Annotated in this window: 18 protein-coding genes and 1 pseudogene; 8 read left to right on the top strand and 11 right to left on the bottom strand. The window is 37.5% G+C overall.

What is annotated here, in order from left to right:
- Positions 1 to 1136: 1136 nt before the first annotated feature.
- Positions 1137 to 2330 (bottom strand): MFS transporter, encoded by a 1194-nt coding sequence (locus tag AC1M87_RS13415; RefSeq protein ID WP_481589596.1) that lies wholly within the window; start codon positions 2328 to 2330, stop codon positions 1137 to 1139.
- Between the two features lie 217 nt (positions 2331 to 2547).
- On the opposite strand from AC1M87_RS13415, the gene AC1M87_RS13410 reads away from it, so the two are divergent.
- The gene (locus tag AC1M87_RS13410) at positions 2548 to 3249 is read left to right on the top strand and encodes a DsbC family protein (RefSeq protein WP_481593979.1); all 702 of its coding nucleotides are present in this window, start codon (positions 2548 to 2550) and stop codon (positions 3247 to 3249) included.
- 50 nt (positions 3250 to 3299) lie between these two features.
- Here AC1M87_RS13410 and AC1M87_RS13405 read toward each other — a convergent pair whose 3' ends face one another.
- From AC1M87_RS13405 to AC1M87_RS13385, 5 genes and pseudogenes are all read right to left on the bottom strand, one after another.
- On the bottom strand, positions 3300 to 3551 hold the full coding sequence (locus AC1M87_RS13405; protein WP_035268591.1) for a GlsB/YeaQ/YmgE family stress response membrane protein: 252 nt from the start codon (positions 3549 to 3551) through the stop codon (positions 3300 to 3302).
- Positions 3552 to 3701: 150 nt separating this feature from the next.
- Positions 3702 to 4229, bottom strand: a complete 528-nt coding sequence (gene hpt / locus AC1M87_RS13400; RefSeq protein WP_035268589.1) for a hypoxanthine phosphoribosyltransferase — start codon at positions 4227 to 4229, stop codon at positions 3702 to 3704.
- 136 nt (positions 4230 to 4365) lie between these two features.
- A complete protein-coding gene (locus AC1M87_RS13395; protein WP_257219949.1) occupies positions 4366 to 4497 on the bottom strand; it encodes a hypothetical protein in 132 nt (43 codons plus the stop codon).
- The gene (gene guaD / locus AC1M87_RS13390) at positions 4463 to 5794 is read right to left on the bottom strand and encodes a guanine deaminase (RefSeq protein WP_481593978.1); all 1332 of its coding nucleotides are present in this window, start codon (positions 5792 to 5794) and stop codon (positions 4463 to 4465) included. The genes AC1M87_RS13395 and guaD overlap by 35 nt, the downstream gene beginning before the upstream one ends.
- 52 nt (positions 5795 to 5846) lie before the next feature.
- Positions 5847 to 6903: pseudogene (locus AC1M87_RS13385) on the bottom strand (Rieske 2Fe-2S domain-containing protein).
- A gap of 163 nt (positions 6904 to 7066) precedes the next feature.
- Between AC1M87_RS13385 and AC1M87_RS13380 the strand changes: the two are divergent.
- Positions 7067 to 7630 carry a nucleotidyltransferase family protein gene (locus AC1M87_RS13380; RefSeq protein WP_481593977.1) on the top strand — a complete coding sequence of 188 codons (564 nt, stop codon included), beginning with the start codon at positions 7067 to 7069 and terminating at the stop codon, positions 7628 to 7630.
- Positions 7631 to 7698: 68 nt separating this feature from the next.
- Here the strand turns inward: AC1M87_RS13380 and AC1M87_RS13375 are convergent, their stop codons facing one another.
- A complete protein-coding gene (locus tag AC1M87_RS13375) occupies positions 7699 to 8661 on the bottom strand; it encodes a TerC family protein (protein WP_035268580.1) in 963 nt (320 codons plus the stop codon).
- Positions 8662 to 9298: 637 nt separating this feature from the next.
- Between AC1M87_RS13375 and AC1M87_RS13370 the strand changes: the two genes are divergently transcribed.
- Together AC1M87_RS13370 and AC1M87_RS13365 are read left to right on the top strand one after the other, a co-directional pair.
- Positions 9299 to 9586 (top strand): GNAT family N-acetyltransferase, encoded by a 288-nt coding sequence (locus AC1M87_RS13370; protein ID WP_035268578.1) that lies wholly within the window; start codon positions 9299 to 9301, stop codon positions 9584 to 9586.
- Between the two features lie 21 nt (positions 9587 to 9607).
- On the top strand, positions 9608 to 9895 hold the full coding sequence (locus AC1M87_RS13365; protein ID WP_481593976.1) for a GNAT family N-acetyltransferase: 288 nt from the start codon (positions 9608 to 9610) through the stop codon (positions 9893 to 9895).
- Between the two features lie 33 nt (positions 9896 to 9928).
- Here AC1M87_RS13365 and mpl read toward each other — a convergent pair whose 3' ends face one another.
- Positions 9929 to 11299, bottom strand: coding sequence for a UDP-N-acetylmuramate:L-alanyl-gamma-D-glutamyl-meso-diaminopimelate ligase (gene mpl, locus AC1M87_RS13360; protein ID WP_481593975.1), 1371 nt, complete (start codon positions 11297 to 11299; stop codon positions 9929 to 9931).
- Between the two features lie 252 nt (positions 11300 to 11551).
- On the opposite strand from mpl, the gene AC1M87_RS13355 reads away from it, so the two are divergent.
- Entirely contained in the window at positions 11552 to 11896 is a 345-nt protein-coding gene (locus tag AC1M87_RS13355) for a DMT family protein (protein ID WP_481593974.1), read from the top strand.
- Positions 11897 to 11912: 16 nt separating this feature from the next.
- Here AC1M87_RS13355 and AC1M87_RS13350 read toward each other — a convergent pair whose 3' ends face one another.
- Positions 11913 to 13175, bottom strand: coding sequence for a DUF2254 domain-containing protein (locus tag AC1M87_RS13350; RefSeq protein ID WP_092768740.1), 1263 nt, complete (start codon positions 13173 to 13175; stop codon positions 11913 to 11915).
- A gap of 271 nt (positions 13176 to 13446) precedes the next feature.
- On the opposite strand from AC1M87_RS13350, the gene purE reads away from it, so the two are divergent.
- From purE to AC1M87_RS13335, 3 genes are all read left to right on the top strand, one after another.
- Positions 13447 to 13959: a 5-(carboxyamino)imidazole ribonucleotide mutase gene (purE, locus tag AC1M87_RS13345; RefSeq protein WP_035270333.1), complete on the top strand. Its 513-nt coding sequence runs from the start codon at positions 13447 to 13449 to the stop codon at positions 13957 to 13959.
- Between the two features lie 15 nt (positions 13960 to 13974).
- Positions 13975 to 15096, top strand: coding sequence for a 5-(carboxyamino)imidazole ribonucleotide synthase (locus AC1M87_RS13340; protein ID WP_481593973.1), 1122 nt, complete (start codon positions 13975 to 13977; stop codon positions 15094 to 15096).
- Positions 15097 to 15757: 661 nt separating this feature from the next.
- Positions 15758 to 17038 carry a lytic murein transglycosylase gene (locus AC1M87_RS13335; protein ID WP_481593972.1) on the top strand — a complete coding sequence of 427 codons (1281 nt, stop codon included), beginning with the start codon at positions 15758 to 15760 and terminating at the stop codon, positions 17036 to 17038.
- 58 nt (positions 17039 to 17096) lie between these two features.
- Here AC1M87_RS13335 and AC1M87_RS13330 read toward each other — a convergent pair whose 3' ends face one another.
- Both AC1M87_RS13330 and AC1M87_RS13325 read right to left on the bottom strand, forming a co-directional pair.
- A complete protein-coding gene (locus AC1M87_RS13330; RefSeq protein ID WP_035270344.1) occupies positions 17097 to 17471 on the bottom strand; it encodes a hypothetical protein in 375 nt (124 codons plus the stop codon).
- Positions 17472 to 17571: 100 nt separating this feature from the next.
- Positions 17572 to 18489, bottom strand: a complete 918-nt coding sequence (locus AC1M87_RS13325) for a matrixin family metalloprotease (protein WP_481593971.1) — start codon at positions 18487 to 18489, stop codon at positions 17572 to 17574.
- Between the last annotated feature and the right edge of the window lie 335 nt (positions 18490 to 18824).

Below are 18824 nucleotides of genomic sequence, written 5' to 3'. Positions count from 1 at the left end.
TTTCATCAGAAAATAGGGTTCTAATTTCAAGTTTTATCAGGTTCAAAAGTTAGGTTTTGTGAGGTTCAATCTATCAGTGACGGCTAACCAGTCGGGGGGGGAGCTGATAAGTTGAGGGATGACATAAAGCGGATACCACTCCAAACCGCACCAGCAAAAAAAATCCTGTTTGAGTTAAAAGTTAAAATAAAGTTAAAGGTGCTTACTATTGCTTACAGCTACGGCGTTCTAAATGTCAGGTTTTGTCAGGTTTAGGCTAAGACTTGATGAAAGGTACATCATTTCCAAAACATGGCTATATCGAGCAATCAGGGCGGTTCTGTGCATATCCTGAATAACAAGTTTTGACAGGTTCAATCCTAAGTCCGAGCAGCCAGTGGAAAGTAGTATTTTGTAGTAGTCCAAACCATAACAATTGATAACAGGTGCAGCGTTTTGAATGTCAACAATTGTTAACAGGTACGCCGTTCTGAATCTCAGGTTTTATCAGGTTTTGTATTTTTAAAACTGAAGTTTTCTGAAGTAGGACAGCGCAAAATTGCGTTGTGTTTCGGAACAACTACGCGCGCGCGCACGAGGGATGTATTCACTGTGGTTTTAAGGCTTAAAATCCCAATAGAATTACAGCGTGATTATTGGAGCGGTTCACTGCTACAAATGGCCTCAACATAGAATCACCCCCCCCACCATCTAAAATCCTTAACTGCGGTCAAATAAACGCGACTGGACGCACGTATCTGCAATCGAAAGTATTTTGTGATTTTTATAACTTGCTCACATTTCAAAACCGACCAAGCTACTTAATCAGCCACTTGGACGGCTAACTTAATTCGACATTTGAAATGCGGATTTAAAATCTAAAATTCTACTGACCAGCTCAAAGATGGTTAGTGAGTACCTCAAAGTCACTCACAAAGGATAGGATTCTAAATCTGATCCTACCTGAGCCACCAATAAGGGGAGCAGCTTAAAAAGTGCCTAGTGATGACACAATCAGTCACCTATTAGTCACTATGTTTTAATTAAATTTATAAGTTATTAATTTATATTAAAAATATAATTGGAATTACATTCTGTATCGGGAAGTAAACGAGTTTTTATCTGTGGTTTAAAAAGCCCAGTAATGGGCTTTTTGGTTAATTGGCTAAAGGTAACTTGCTTGGCTTAACCCTCATCTGCTTTATGAATAAAACAATCAGTAAGATTGAAATTGCAATACAGAACCAAATCACTGCATTTGTAAGCCCAAAATGGTCAGCTAAATATCCTACTGCTAGGATGGGTAGAATCGTTCCGAGATAGCCGATAAAGAGATAAGTAGACATGACGGCGGCTCGATTGTGAGGTGTGGTCATGTGATGAATAAGTCCGAAAGCCCCAAGTAAAGCTAAGCCATGTCCAATCCCAAACAGACCATCGCTTAGGAAAAATAACCAGCTAATTTTAAACTCCATACAGAGGAATAAAGCGATCACGCTCATGAAGCAAGTCATGATACCGAGTAATAGGCTGGATTGCGGTTTGATTGATCTTGAAAAAAATTGTGTCGCAGCTGAAATCAGTAAAATGACAGTAATGGCAGAACCACTAATCAGTGGACCGTGCCAAGGCAAAATGTCTTTAACAAATGAAGGAGATAGTGAGGCGTATAAACTAAATCCTGCAAAAACAGCAAATGCAGTCAAGCTCAGTATAAAAAATTGAGTGCGATCATGTGATTGTGGTGTTAATAATTTGGGAGCAAAATTAAATTTTTGCACATCAAAAGGTATAGGTTTGAGTGTAAATAGACTAAAGAAGCAAAATATTGAACCTATCACAATGGGTACATAAGGTATTACCAAAGGATATGCAAAAAATTCAGCAAAAAATCCCCCAAATAAAGGACCTAAACCAAATCCAACAGCAGTAATGATTGAGCTTAATTGTGGTGCAATTTGTTTATGGGAAGTTGGAACAGTTTGAATAAGCCCAATAAGAGCAGATGTTGTCATCAATCCAGATGCGATACCAATGATAAATCTTCCCCATGAGAGAGACATGACATCGCTCGCAAAGATAGACATTAACAAGCCAATGGTGATAAAAATGAGCCCAAGTTGCATAGTTTTTACATAACCAATGGTATTACTGGTTCTGCCCAAAAACAGTAAGGTGGTCAGGCACCCTAGCATGTAGGAAACGAAAATAAAGGTGATATCGCTCGGGTTTAACCCCCATAATTCTTGGTAAATTGGATAAAGTGGGCTAGCAAGCGCTGTTCCAATGGTGCCGATACAGAGTGCGATACTTACGAGAATAAAATCTCGCCACGATTGGTTTTCATTCATTATTTGTCTTATAGAACAGCAGTGCTGATACGATGATTCATTAGTCTATGTCGGCTGTTAAGCATGAGTCAATTATCTTCAATCAGTTAAAATTCAACTGTCATATTTGGTTTCACGTGAAACAATTTATGAGGTTTAAAATTACATAAAAACTGATCTTTGTAGAAAGTAGAAGATTAGAATAAGCAATAATATCCATCAAACATATGCTCAACTTATGTATAAAAAAATTTTAATCAGTGCTTTACTTGCACTGTCTACAAGTTCTAGCTTTGCGAATATTGAATTGCTTCAGCAGAAAATTAAAACGCAACATCCAAAATTGAATATTCAAAATTTACAAAAAACTGACATGAAAGGTTTCTATAGCGGATCTTTAGACAATCAGATTATTTATATTGATGAAGAAGCTAAGCATTTATTCTTTGGGTCAATGATTCGTATCGAAGATCAAAAAAATCTAACACGTGATTTGGTGCTGAAACATAATTCAGTCGACTTTAAACAACTTCCACTTCAAGATTCCATTAAGACTGTAAGGGGGAATGGTAAGCGTCAGCTCGCGATCTTTTCTGACCCAAATTGCCCATATTGTAAGACGCTTGAAAATAATTTAAGCCAGTTAAAAGATGTGACAATTTATACGTTTATGTATCCAATTAAATCTCAATCGATCCAGCCCTCTAAACAAGTTTGGTGCTCCGCAAACCGTGAGTTTGCATGGAATGCCCTTTTACAAAAGAATCAACAACCAACAGCCCAAGCTGATTGTTCAAACCCTATTGAACGAAATTTGGAACTTGGACGTCGTCTAGGTGTTCAAGGAACGCCAGCAATTATTTTTGAAAATGGATTTAGGGTAACAGGCGCTTATCCAGCTTCAGAAATTGAAAAAATTTGGAAAGAGCTGAACTTGTAAAATCTAGGTCATAGGAATGAAAAAGCACCTTAACAAGGTGCTTTTTTTGATTAAGATTTTTTGGTAACGAGGTTATAAATAAACAGAACGATAATTGCGCCTATGACTGAAGCAATAAAACCTGCCGATGAACCTTCGGGATAAATATTAAGAAGGCGTCCACCATATGTAGCAAGTAATGAACCAGCAATACCTAATAACGTCGTGACAATGAAACCTGCTTTATCGTCACCAGGATGAATTGCGCGAGCAATTAAACCTGCTATAAAACCGATAAGAATAGCTCCAATAAGTGAAAACATACTTGTTCTCCTTTTTATCATGAATTTTTATTGTGTCGCTCAAATATAGTTGATTATGTATTGATGTTTGAAAAGAAGAATCACGCTACATGTTGTTGTTATTTTGTTGTTTATAAAAAAAGTGGCATATGCCACTTTCTTAAAAAAACATTACAGACCGATTTCACCAATGAATGGAATATGACGGTATTTTTGATCGTAATCTAGTCCATAACCTACGATAAATTTATCTTCAACTTCAAATCCTAGAAACTCTACTTCCAAGTCGATCTCTCTTCGAGAAGGCTTACTGATCAGCGTGCAAAGTTTGATAGAGTTTGGCTCACGAGTTTCAAGGATTTCTACCACTTTACTCAGCGTATTGCCTGAATCGATGATGTCCTCTACGACAAGAACATCTTTACCACGAATTTCACCATCAAGGTCTTTTAGAATTTTAACATCACGACTAGAAGTCGTTCCACTGCCGTAACTTGAAACTGTCATAAAGTCGAGTTCGTGTGGTTTTTCAATGGTGCGGCATAGGTCTGCCATGAAAATCACTGAACCGCGAAGTAAGCCTACAAGAACCAATTCTCGATCACTATTTGCATAGTGAGCATTAATTTGATTACCAAGTTCATTAACTTTCGCTTGAATTTCTTCAGCGGAAATCAACACTTTCATGTCAATGGTCATGGGTAGATACCTAAAACAACAATTCTAAAATTAAAAAAGGTGTTGACCTGCAACACCTGAAATATGCTTCAATTTTAAAACATATCCCAGAATGTTGCACCCTTTTTAAAAAAACGAAATGTAAACTAATGGTTTATTAATGCGCATCACGTTTAAGCACGACAGCACAAACTAAGAATACAGCACCAATCAACACATATTTTTTAATTGGGTGTTGTGGTTGAGTCTGAGCATTAGGATGCTGATTGTTGATATGCTTTTTGTCCATAAATATAAGTCGCCTCAATATTTCGATCATCACCCATGGTAAACAATGCGAAAAGTGCATCTTCAATATTTTTAGCGCGTTGTTGTCTTAATGTTTGTAATGCAGTGGCATTCAAATTTAATACAACAAAATCCGCTTCTTTTCCAATATTAAAGTTACCAAGTTTATCCTCGAGCGCTAATGCTTTTGCTCCACCTAGGGTCGCATGATAAAGCGATTCAAATGCAGATAATTTGTCGCCTTGGAGTTGTTGAACTTTATAGGCTTCATTCAACGTTTGAAGCTGATTAAATGAAGTCCCCGCACCGATGTCTGTGCCAAGACCGACTTTGACTTGTTTATCCCAGGTTTTTTTCAATGGAAACAATCCACTTCCTAGAAAGAGGTTTGAAGTCGGGCAGAAGGCGATTGCAGAGTTTGTTTGATGCATACAATCCCATTCATGCTCTTCTAAATGAACGCAGTGAGCGAAAACAGATTTATTGCCTGTTAATCCATAGTGGTGATACACATCTAAATAGCCATTTTGCTCAGGAAAAAGCTCTTTCACCCAAGCGATTTCATTGGTGTTTTCACTCAAATGAGTATGAATATATACATCAGGATATTCAGTTTTTAACTGCCCTGCTCTTTTTAATTGTTCTGGTGTAGAGGTAGGCGCAAAGCGAGGCGTAATGGCATAAAGGTTTCGACCTTTACCATGCCATTTCTCAATCAATTCTTTGCTATCTGTATAAGCATTTTCAGCGGTGTCTATCAGTGTTTCAGGTGCATGACGATCCATCAATACTTTGCCTGCAATCAAACGCATCTGGTATTGTTCTGCCGCTTCAAATAGTGCATCAACAGATTCTTTATGAACTGTACAAAAAACCAATGCAGTCGTTGTGCCATTTTTCAGCAGCTCATTGACAAAAAAGTGTGCAATTTGGTCTGCATAAGCTTTGTCTTGAAATTGGATTTCTGTAGGAAAGGTATAAGTGTTCAGCCATTCGAGTAATTGTTCGCCATACGCACCTACCATTTCAGTTTGAGGAAAGTGAATATGCGTATCGATAAAACCAGGAACAATCAGTTGATCTGGGTAATGCTCAACTTGGATAGAGGATTCAAGCTGACGGAGCTGTTGTTGCCCATCTTCCCAACGACCAAACCATTGAATTTTACCCGCTTGAGTAATCAATAAACCATCTTCTACGTAACGCACTTGGTCGTGAATTTCACGCGCTTGGGCAACCGTATTCTGAATATCTAGGAAGCGACCGCGAATCGCCGTCGATGCAACTACAGAAGACATTTAAAACCTACACTTTTAATTTTTTCGATTGATTGTAACTGATCTATCTTAATTAAACTGTATATCGTTTGCTGAGCCCCCACTCTGCGAGAATACGACGATAAGTAGTCGAAGATCGATCAGCCTCAAAATGCGCTTCCATCATTAAATCAAGTGGTAATTCTTCAGGTTTTTGCGATTCTACGATATCTTGGTCTTCGGCAAAAATTTGGGCATTAAAATCATAGACTGCTTGTAAATCTCCAGTCTGATCAAAATTACGCGTCAAAGGAACAAATAATCTGGTTTGATTGACCGATACAGGACAACACGCATTCAAGATTTTTAAAATCCCATTGTCTGGAAAATCTACAGTTAATATCGCTGAAAATGGTGGGTAAATATCAAAAGTCCTTTTCCATTCAAAACCTTCTGGCTCTAAGTGTTTCAAAGCTATGCGGGTAATTACTGACACCACTAATATAAATTGTTTTTAAACCATAGTCTGTTCTCTCAGTATGGTATTTCGGTACAACTGGGTTGTTTCGATCTGCAAAAGCTTCGTGATGCACCCATGCAAAGTGAGCTACATCAATGAATCCTTCGAGTTGACGACCTGCTGAGCCTGCAATATCAACATATGGAGGTAAAATAGACTGATGATCAGGATGATCCCAAGTGTCAAGTTGGGGAATATTATTGTGTTGAGAATCACGTCCATGCAAGCTAGTCCAGACCAGTCCATATCTCAAAATTACTGGAAATTGGGTTAAACTAAAACGGTCAGATATCTTAGTTAAATCAGGTTGAGCAGGAATTTTTGTACACTTCCCTGCAAGGTCGAATCTTAACCCGTGATATCGGCAAATAATTTCTTCACCCTCTACCCATCCTTTGCTTAGAGGTACACCCCGATGAGGGCAGATATCACGCACTAATCGAATTTCCCCATTGTCAGTTTGGTAAATCGCCATTTTTACATCAAGTAAAGTGACCTGATGTGGTGTGGTTGAAACATCTTGAATACGAGCCACTGGATACCAATATTGCGCGAGAATTTCCCAATCTTGTAAGTCGAAACTACATTGGCAAGGTGCACTGAGTGGATTTAATGCGGGAATCATATTCATCGTCATTTCCTAAAAAAGAGCTCCGAAGAGCTGCGCTAAATTTACTGAGCTTTTTTCTTTGGAGATGATGCAAGATCTTTGCCAACCGTCTCTTAACATTTAAAATTGGAGAGCTGAGTGGAAATATTAAATTCTAATCAAAATATATAAAGTGAATTTACCCATGGACTTATATGAGAAGTTAAGCCATTTAATACGATCTAATGCAGATATTTATGAACTTTTACATTGTTTACGGCAGATTGATAGTGCGGCCTATTTTAGTGCGGGCTTGATTCGAAATTGGATCTGGTCTTATTTACATAATCAAAATTATTCTATTTTTGAAACTGAAATTGATGTCATTTATTTTGATCCTTCAGAAAAAATGGATGAGAGACGAAATTATTTAAAGGGTGCACTTCAACATAGATATCCTAATATTCATTGGGACATTACAAATCAAGCCCTGGTACATCATTGGTACAGAACTGATGAAGGTGCTCAAATTGATCCATATACTTCAGTACATCATGCTATGAGTTTTTGGCCAGAAACGGCAACCGCAATCGCTATCAAATTAATGGAGAATAATCATATTGAAATCCTCGCACCTTTGGGGCTTGAAGATTTATTTACTTTAAAATTAAGGTGGAATAATCGTTTGGTTTCACGTGGAGTCTTTGAACATAGGGTTAAGTCAAAATGTTTTTTGGAACGATGGCCTGAGTTAAGCATTGTGAATTAGATTGCTCATCTAAGGATATAAATAAAGCCTTCAGATGAAGGCTTTATTGAATCCAACAAAGTTTGACCTTATAAGGTCATTTGATGATGTTTTTTACTATAACGGATTGAAAGCCATGCAGTAATTGAAAGGACAATCACGATAAAACTTAATGAAATCCAAATTGGCATATGAAATACGTCAAGCATAAGCATTTTGAAACCGATAAAAATTAAAATAGCCCCAAGTCCATAAGGTAAATAATGCATTTTTGAAGCGGCTCCAGACAGTAAGAAAAACATAGCCCGTAGACCGAGGATAGCCATCAAGTTAGCTGTAAGGACAATAAAAGGATCAGTGGTGACCGCAAAAATCGCTGGAATAGAATCGACTGCAAAAATAACATCAGATGCCTCGACTAAAATTAGCACTAAAAATAATGGGGTTGCCCATAGAACGCCATTTTGCCTTACGAAAAACTTATTTCCTTCCAACTGTGGAGTAATTCGCATGTGTTTACGTAGCCATTTCAGAATGGCCATATCTTCAATATTTGGATCATCCTCTTGTCCTTTAAGGAATTTAAATCCAGTGTATACAAGGAAAGCACCGAAGATATAGAGGATCCACGAAAATTCCTGAACGAACCACGCACCGATAAAAATAAAAATTGTTCTGAGAATAATAGCGCCTAATACACCATAAAGGAGTAATTGACGTTGAAGTGCAGGAGGTATAGCGAATGCAGCAAAAATCATTAGCCACACAAAGACGTTATCAATTGCAAGCGACTTTTCCAGTAAGTAGCCGGCAAAATATTCCATAACTTTCGTATTGGCTACGTTTATACCAGCGGTATTTTCTAGATATAGCCATAGTCCACCACCAAAAAGTGTTGCGACAGTGACCCATGCAATACTCCAATAAGCAGCAGTTTTAACTTTAACTTCTTGACCTTCTTTTTGTTTAAAACCTAGAAAGTCAATTAAGAGCATAATCGTGACGATGCCAAAAAAAATGACATAAAGCCAAATATTGCCTATGGTTTCCATAGTGATCTCCAATACTGGCAATTGATTTTGGCATAAAAAAAACCTCGACCAGTTGCCAGATAATAATTCTGAAACAACATGATCAAGGTCTTGCCTACACCATTTTGATTATGCATTTTAGATAATCGAAATGATGCTCAGATACCGACTTTTTTCAAAGTGTAATGACGATATTCTGACACAGTATTTAAGTACTGTTGGAGGAGGCTACTCCCCTTGTTCAAATTTGATAATAAATTACGTTGAAATCGTTTCATTTGATTTCGAGTGCACAAAGGATGACACACTTATAAGTTGTGTGCAAATTATTTAAATGGGTTATTAAATTTGTCTTTAAAAATTGAAATTAATAAGATTATTGCAATGATGATCAATACTACAATTGATATTAAATAGATATCCATTTCATTTACTCATTAATTTTTTAACAATAATAATACATTTATATGGTAAAAAAATAACATTTAATGATTATGACTGACAATATATATTTTTGTTTTTTATAATATTTCTTTTTTTAAAATAAATTAAAGTTTTGAATTTGTAATTGATAGACAAGTTTGTCCCATTTTTTCATAGTGTTATGTAAATATGTCGTTCTAATCTATATTTAATAACGAATGATAGGATAATGATAATGTTAGAAATTAAACATCAAGAAAATGGATCAAAAGGTGAGTTTTTTATTGGTGAAGATGGCCATCATTTAGCTGAAATGACTTATTCATGGGCAGGTGAAGATAAATTTATTATTGATCATACTTGGGTTGATGATTCATTAAGAGGGCAAAACGTGGGACGTCAACTTGTTGACCGTGCGGTGGAATTAGCTCGTCAAAAGAATGTTAAAATCCTACCGCTTTGTCCATTTGCTAAATCTGTTTTCAACAAAGATGAAGCAATCCACGATGTTCTGTTTAAATAAAATCATATAGTGAGCGGTCATATGCAGTTTGAACATATCGATAGTGTGAAAGGCGGTGAGTTTTATCTCACGGACGCAGATCAATCAAGAATTGCAGAAATCAGCTATCGTTACCAAACTCCACAGATCATTATAGCGGATCATACTTGGGTCGATGATCGTTTACGTGGACAAGGAACTGCAAAGTTATTGTTAGATCGACTTGTAGAATTTGCTCGTACAGAAAAATTAAAAATTGTTCCAACTTGCTCTTATGTGGTTGTCATGTTTAAGCGTTTTCATAATGAATATCATGATGTTACCGCTTAAATATAAAAAAGCCCGCAGAGCGGGCTTTTTTATTTATTCTTTTGCTTTGAGTGCTTGAATGAGTTTTTGATGCAAACCACCAAAACCACCATTTGACATGATCACAACGGCATCCCCCTCGCCTGCATCATTCACGACAGTTTGAATGATCTCTTCTATAGTACGCGCTACCATAGCTTTATTCGGAGCAGCTTCAACAACAGGTTGTAGATCCCAATCTAAACCCTCAGGTTGATACCAAATCACCTCATCTGCCAATCGAGCAGAATATGCTAAACCATCTTTGTGGCTTCCCATTCGCATCGTATTTGAGCGCGGCTCAATAATAGCCCATAGTTTACGTTCGCCTAGTCGTTTACGAGCACCATCCAGTGTTGTGTCAATTGCTGTTGGGTGATGAGCAAAATCATCGAAAACTTCAATACCTCGAATGGTATCGAGGAGCTCCATACGGCGTTTTACACCACCAAAATTCGATAATGCTTCGCATGCAGTTTCAATGGAAACACCTACATGCTCTGCAGCTGCAATGGTTGCTAAAGCATTTGCAACGGAGTGTTGACCTGTCATCGACCATTGGACTGTACCTTTTACTTCGCCGTCTTTTAAGACTTGAAAGTGAGTACCATCTGCAGAAAGTTGGTTTGCAGAGATAGTTGATTGATCATGAGATTCAAGCGATGTACGGACGATCGGTGTCCAACAGCCTTGTGCCAAAACTTCATCAATATTTGATTCAGTGATTGGTGCGATGATACGGCCTTCACTTGGAATAGTACGAACCAAATGATGAAATTGTTTTTGAATGGCAGCGAGATCATCAAAGATATCTGCATGATCAAATTCAAGATTATTCAGAATAGCTGTCTTTGGATGGTAATGAACAAATTTAGATCGTTTATCAAAGAAGGCAGAGTCGTATTCATCTGCTTCTACACAGAAATATTGACCTCCGCCTAGACGAGCACTTTCTTTAAATCCAAGTGGTACACCACCAATTAAAAAGCCCGGTTCCAAGCCCGCTTGATCTAATACCCAAGCTAACATCGTGGTAGTGGTTGTTTTTCCGTGCGTACCAGCAACCCCTAATACATGTTTACCTTGTAACACATGGTCGGCAAGGAACTGTGGTCCAGAGATATAGGGTAAACCCTGATTTAGCATGTATTCAACGGCATCAATTCCACGTTTCATGGCATTACCAACGATCACTAAATCTGGGTGTGGTTGCAAATGACTACGGTCATAACCTTGCATTAAGGTAATACCCGCATTTTCGAGTTGTGTCGACATAGGTGGATACACATTTTGGTCCGAGCCTGTCACTGTGTGCCCTAGGTCTCGAGCTAACAGTGCTAACGATCCCATAAAGGTGCCACAGATTCCCAAAATATGCAGATGCATGATGATTTACTCCACTACTCTTTTCGACACAAACATCTTTTTGGTGCTGTTGTCATGTGTTATTTGATTTGATGTCAACGATAACAAGGCTCTTGGTGAAAAGATAGTGATTATTAGAAGGCCTTCCGTAAAATTTTGCAGAAATAAATTTTTAAATTTATGAACTAAAATATATGAATATTTTTAATCTAGTCTGATGAAACGAAATGATTTAATCGTAGAATAACGCGGACGATTTAACTTGAGATTTAAATGATTTATTTACCTTTATTGCTTCTGATTTTAGCAAATTGCTTTATGACTTTGGCGTGGTATGGTCATTTAAAATTTTTGCCGCATGATGCCCCTTTATGGCAAGCCATTCTATTTAGTTGGATCATTGCATTAATCGAATACAGTTTGATGATTCCTGCAACCAAGATGCTGGCTCAAAATGGCTGGGCTGTGGGACAAATGAAAATCACTCAGGAAGTTGTTACGCTATTGGTATTTGTTCCTTTCATGATTTTCATGTTTAAACAGCCTTTCAAATTGGATTATGTATGGGCTGCACTTTGCTTATGTGGTTGTGTGTATTTTGTGTTTAGAACACCATGATTCAAAAGGATAAAGATTAACTAAAGTTATTTTCATATTCCCGAATTAATCTTTGACGATCAGGCTCAAATTCAAAATGTTTTAAGCAGCGTGCCAAGATTTCATGTGCCATTTCATGAGCAGCTTCCCGTAGTTCCGGTTCAGATACATTTTTTTCAATCATGGATAAGCATTTAATCATTCTTTGATTTAATTCGATATTACTTATACAGTCCCGTGCCATCGGTGCAAAGCTACTGTTAATAAACTCACGAATATCAAACATATCGACACTGATATTCGAGAAATTAAAAGTTTTCTGTTCTGGATCTGGCTGACTATCAATAATAATCCGCGTTAAGGCATTGATCGCACTAATTGCTGAACCCACATCATTAATTGCAGCTGACATCGCTTTTTGTCCAACCTCGCTCATGACCAATAAACCAAATCTTGGGTCTTGTAAAAAGCTTCGGTTCGTTTCGATAATCACGTATTCATGAATTTGATGTTCTAAATTTTTTAATTCTTCGTCATCTATTGGATTTTCCGTAAAGACTTCAATCAGAACCAGTGATGGGTCTACGAATTTCCCAGGAAGAAAAGCAAGATGAATATGTGCATTGTGAGTTTGAGCAAGAAGATTTAAGGACTCAATATCAAAATGAGTAAAATAACCTGTCTGTTTTGGGTGTATTTTGAGTTGGCTTTCGCCCAATGGTTTTTGTCCTGAAGCGCCAAAGTTGGGGTGTGTACGGAATGTACTTAAAGCTTGAGATGCTGCTGTTTCAATTTTAGAAATAGCATTGGTTAATGTGCCAAGCTGAGACAATGTTTGTACCCAACGAATCAGTGTCACAATCAAATAAATGAGAACCAAAATGGTACTTACAAATAAGACAAAACGACCCGAAACGCCATAATATTGTAAACCCAAAGCGATTTTTGCGATGACGGCATAGATAAATGCGGAAATAAAACTGGTAATTGCGAGACGAGTATTATCATCATTCATCATCAGCTTATAAGCACGTGGCGTACCACTTGAGGAAGCTGAAGCAAATGCGGCGACCATAATCGAAAGTGAAAATGTAGTGACCGCCAGCATACTCGAAGCAATGATATCCAGTAGGCTACTTAGTGTTTCAATACTGATATTTGGAACCGCGTGTGATGGAATAAAATAACGACTTGCGGTTGCAAATAGAGAGAAAAAAATCGCTAATAAAGCCCCAAGTGCTGGTGTAAACCATAAATTTTCTGCAGGGTTATTCCACCATAGTTTCAGTTTAAACCACATGCTATATTCTCCTTTTTATTTTTTAATTTGAATGGCTTAGTTCAGTTTTATGTAAATTCAATTTGTCTTAAATGAGCTAGACGTTTAAGGCCGAACAATGACCAATCATAAAATTCATTTTTATGTCTATTAACAAGTATATATTTTTAATCCTTATTTTATCAGCTTAACTTTAGACCTATTCATTTTCAGTCTATAATAGTGAGTTCTTATTAAAGCTTGGCTCTCGTCGAGATTTATCTCTCTTACTTTAATCTCTGGAAACATTGCAATGAATGCGGCCGCTTCACAAGACACTCCTCTCGTTGGAATTATCATGGGCTCTCAGTCAGACTGGGCGACACTCGAACACACTGCCAATATGTTGAATCAGCTTGGTGTACCTTTTGAAGCGGAAGTTGTTTCAGCACACCGTACGCCAGATCGTTTGTTTGAATATGCTGAGCAAGCTCGTGATCGTGGTATCCAAGTGATTATTGCGGGTGCTGGTGGTGCAGCGCATTTACCGGGTATGTGCGCAGCGAAGACTGATCTTCCTGTTCTAGGTGTACCGGTTAAATCTTCGATCTTGAATGGTGTTGATTCATTGCTTTCAATTGTACAAATGCCAGCAGGTATTGCTGTCGGTACTCTGGCAATTGGTCCTGCAGGTGCGACCAATGCTGCGATTATGGCGGCACAAATTTTAGGTTTAACTCGCCCTGATATTGCAAAGAATGTAGCCGATTTTCGTTTAGCGCAAACTGAAAAAGTTGCGAGTAAAAATATTCCTGGTCAAGCTTAATTCGAGAGAAATCTTATGGATAAAACCATCGGTATTTTTGGTGGCGGTCAATTGGGTCGAATGATGGCGCAGGCGGCACTTCCATTAAATATTCAATGTACTTTTTTTGAAGCAAGTACAGACTGCCCTTCTGCTGCTTTGGGTCCAGTGATCTCAACTCAAGCTGAAAATGGCTTACAGGATTTCATTAATAGTGCAGAAGTCTTTTCTTTAGAATTTGAAAATACGCCATTGTCAGATGTAGACGTATTAACTGAAACTAAGCAACTGCATCCCCCGCGTCAGGCTTTAGCGATTGCTCAACATCGCTTGTCTGAAAAAGCGTTATTTGATGAGTTAGATATTCCAGTAGCACCTTACAAAGCGGTGACATCACTAGAAAGTTTACAAAACGCGGTCGCTGAACTTGGTCTTCCAATCGTACTAAAAACTTCACGTGGTGGTTATGATGGTAAAGGTCAGTTTGTCTTACGCACTGCGGATCAAATTGATCAAGCATGGGCGGAACTTGGTCCTGCGGGTGAATTGATTGCTGAAAGTTTTGTGACTTTCTCGCGTGAAGTGTCAATCATTGCAGTACGTGGTCAGAATGGTGATGTGAAAACATGGCCATTGGCTGAGAACCACCATCACAATGGTATCTTATCGCACTCGATTGTCCCTGCACCGAACAGTGTAGATCTACAACCTGTAGCACAAGATTACGTCACTCGCTTGCTTAACCATTTGAACTATGTCGGTGTGCTGACGCTTGAGCTATTTGTGACGGACAAAGGCTTATATGCTAATGAGATGGCGCCACGTGTACACAACTCAGGTCATTGGTCGATTGAAGGTGCTGTGTGCTCTCAGTTTGAAAACCATATCCGTGCTGTTGCAGGCTTACCTTTGGGTTCAACTGAGATAATTCGTCCAACGGTATTGGTGAACATTATTGGTGAGCATCCAAAGACTGAAGATGTATTGGCTTTAGAGGGTGCTCATTTGCACCTTTATAATAAGTCAGAACGTGAAGGTCGTAAAATTGGTCATATTACCTTAATGCCAATCAATAGCTCAGAATTGACTACACTCTGTCGTCAGTTGTCGAAAATTTTACCAAACCCATTAGCATTAAGTGAAGATATGACCATCTAAACTTTAAGTTGCTGATAAAAAAAGCGATCACACGAGTGGTCGCTTTTTTATTTATCTTGTTTAAGGCATGATTGCGCCTCTTTAAAAATCACTGGCCATTGGTCGGATGAAATTTTAAAAAATTGCATAATAATTATACTATTAGTTCTGATTAGAACACATATTTTGAACTGTGTATAAGTTTGATTATGGCTTATGTGAGCCATCTTAACTTTGAATTCAAAGCGGTTTTAAATTCAAATAAAATGCATACGCAGTTTTTAAATTTAAAATAATAGGCTTGCAGGATATTTTGAATTCAAAGTTACTATTGAGGTTTGAATTCAAAAATGTATTTAAAGATTTATATTTAAATTCTTATCTATTGAGTAAATTAAATTATTTTAATATTTATAATTTTCAATGATTTATGTTAATTTGTGGTATTGGATGACTGTGGATAAGTTTTTTTGAATTTAAATATTGTGTGGCGGTTTAAATTTAAATTCAATAACAAATGAATTTAAAACTAGGTTGTGGATAAGTTTTTAAATTTAAATTTTCAAAATAAATTTAAAAAAGTAGAAAGTATGAATTTAAATTTACGATTCGATGCTTTAATTTTTAGAGTGAGCTGTTAAGGTAAAGACATAATTCCAACATTTTAGAATTACAGGGTCTTATGCAACGGCTTGCACTCACGATAGGTTCATTTTTTTTAGCGATGTCTCAAACTCATGCTGAGTTGATTATTAATGGTCAGTCTGTGACAGCCTCGCCATCCATGACGGCAACTGTGTCATCCGCTCCTAATTTTCAGCAATGCATCTCGAATTTAAAATCACAAGCGATTACTAAAGGGGTTAGCTCGGCGACGTATGATCGTTACACGCAGAATTTAACTCCTGACTATTCTGTGATTGAACGTTTAAATTATCAGCCTGAATTTTCGACGCCAATTTGGGATTATTTGTCAGGTTTAGTTGATGATGAACGTGTTCAATTGGGGCAACAGAAACTTCAACAGCATCGAGAAACACTTGACCGTGTAAGTGTGGCTTATGGCATTCCAGCTGAAATGGCGGTTGCAGTTTGGGGAGTTGAGAGTAACTATGGTGATATTTCTGGACGCTATCCATTGCTTCAAGCTTTGGGAACTTTAAGCTGTGAGGGGCGCCGTCAATCGTATTTTAGAGGTGAATTTTTTACCACCATGAAACTTTTACAGCGTGGTGATGTTCGGGAAGAACAATTGAGAGGATCGTGGGCAGGGGCTTTTGGTCATACTCAGTTTATGCCTTCAACCTATGATGAGCTTGCTGTAGATTTTGATGGTGATGGACGACGTGATCTAGTCTCGAGTATTCCAGATGCTTTGGCTTCAACAGCAAATTTTTTGAAGAAAAGAGGATGGCAAACTGGTCAACCTTGGGGATTTGAAGTGCAGATTCCTGCAGGAATGTCAGTTGTAGGTGAGGGGCGACGTAATAAGAAAGCATTGTCTTATTGGGTCAATCAAGGATTGAATAGAGTGGATGGCTCCCCTTTAATTCAGGGTAATCTTTCAGCATCTTCTCAAGCTGGGTTGCTTGCGCCTGCTGGCAGTGCTGGGCCGGTCTTTCTAGTATTTAAAAATTTTGATGCTATATATAGTTATAACGCAGCAGAAAGTTATGCGTTGGCAATCGCACATTTATCAGATCGATTGCAAGGAAAAGCTAAAATTGCAAAAGCTTGGCCGACTGATGATCCTGGTACATCAAGAGCAGAACGCCGAGAAATTCAACGCTATTTAATCCAGCGCGGTTACGATATTGGTGCGATTGATGGTTTAATTGGGGATAAAACTCGACAGGCAATTCGTCAAGAGCAAACCCGATTGGGCTTAAATCCTACAGGTCGAGCGGGACAGCAGATATTGAGTGCATTTAGAAATGAGCAGGCTCAGCTGATGATGCAATAAATAGGTTCCCGGATTAAAAAAGGTCAACATAGGTTGACCTTTTTTTGTGATGATGTTTCTAAATAATAGAACGATCGATTTTAACAGCATCGAGTAAGTCAAAAATGACTAAGGTTACATCTTGACTTAATTCTCGATCGTTAAAAATTTCATAAGCTGTAATGGTGACATCTGTATCGCTTGGAAGTTGGCGTTGTTCCTCTTCAATTAAATCTTGAATAGGTAATAATGTTTGCTTAATTTGAATATGTAAGACGTCTTCGAATTTAATGTTCTCATCATCGAGTTCGATGAGTTGTTTATTGAAATATGGCAGTAAAATTGAGTAGAGATAAGGTTGAAGCTCGACAATATCAAATATTTCAATATCACGAGTTTCCTCGATCGTGCTGATATGATCATTTACCTCAAGAATAATATGATAATAACTCACGTCTCTCTCCTCTGATTAATTTCAAAATACCTTAACACGAATTCAAAACTATTCAATTAAATCCGTAATTTAATTATGGGATTGAGCTTTGGTGCTGATTTCATCGACTTTTGAGTAGTTCGAGATCAGCAGCAGTCAATTTAAAATTGGAGAAATTCTGCTTTTCTAGAATTGGATACATTAAGGCATTGGGGTCATTAGTATGCTGAAGACCTAATGCATGACCAAATTCGTGAGCCAATGTGATTCGAAGCTCATCTATAGATTGAAATTCATAAATATTGACTTCGCGACCATTAAACTCACCTTTGTGGAACATTTTGGCTTGAAAAACTTGGTTGAATTCATCAATGGCTTTACGTTGTTGGTGTTGGGATTGATTGAATTTTTCAACTTTATCGTTGAGTTCTGTTCGTAAGATGTTAAAACGTTCAATATTGCTATCAATTCCAAGCTTCTGCTGTGTGAGCAGTGTCTTAGAGTTATTGATCTGCTGAAGTTGTGAATCTGTAATAGATGTGTTTAAGCCATTAATGTGGTGGACGAAATTATTATGTTGATCTAGATCATTACTATAGTTGTGTTGCTGCTGTTCAATTTGCTGTTTTAAAAATTCAAGTTGTTGTGATTCTTGTTCTAGCTGTAATCTCATTTCATCGGCTAATGATTTGTTATTTTCAAATTGCTTTAGCGTATGCTTTCTATAATTGGATTCATTTTGACGTTCATCAAAAATGAGATTAATTGTAAGACGAGCATTGGGGTCATAAACAAAATACTTTTGTTGAGTTTGATTTTCCCAGATATTCGCTGCCTCTTGAGTTATTTGGCGTAATGCCGCTGCATCAAGTTGAAATCTTGGGTCAATAAACCCAATACGATATCTTAGGCGTTGATCAATGGGGTGTTGAAGCCGATCTAAAGTTGAATTGTGATTCAACTGAGGATGAATAAAACGTTGTACAGCAAAATATGCAATGCATAAAAAGAAAAAGATCAGAATAATGGAGCGCATCATGCGAGCAATTCAACTTAATTTTTATTCAATGTAGCGTATAAAAACATTTTGGAAAATAAATCATCAAAATATATAAGCTCCATTGTGCATAAAAATGAAAATTATTCGTGAAATTTAAATGAATGATGAAAATAAATATGAATAATGATTAAAAAATGAGTGAAAATTCATGTTTTTCATCTTTTTAGTCGAAAAAAGCAACACCTGTTGAAAATAAGTGAAATAAGGGGTTGCAAGGGAGGAGAAAATCTATAGAATGCACCCCATACCGACGAGATACACGGAAACGAACGAAGCAGCTTGCAGAGTTGTTGAGTGTTTCGAGTCCAGCTTCT

The organism is Acinetobacter sp. 24-47-62 (genome assembly GCF_056779765.1).
This window is presented reverse-complemented; position numbering and strand designations above follow the sequence as displayed.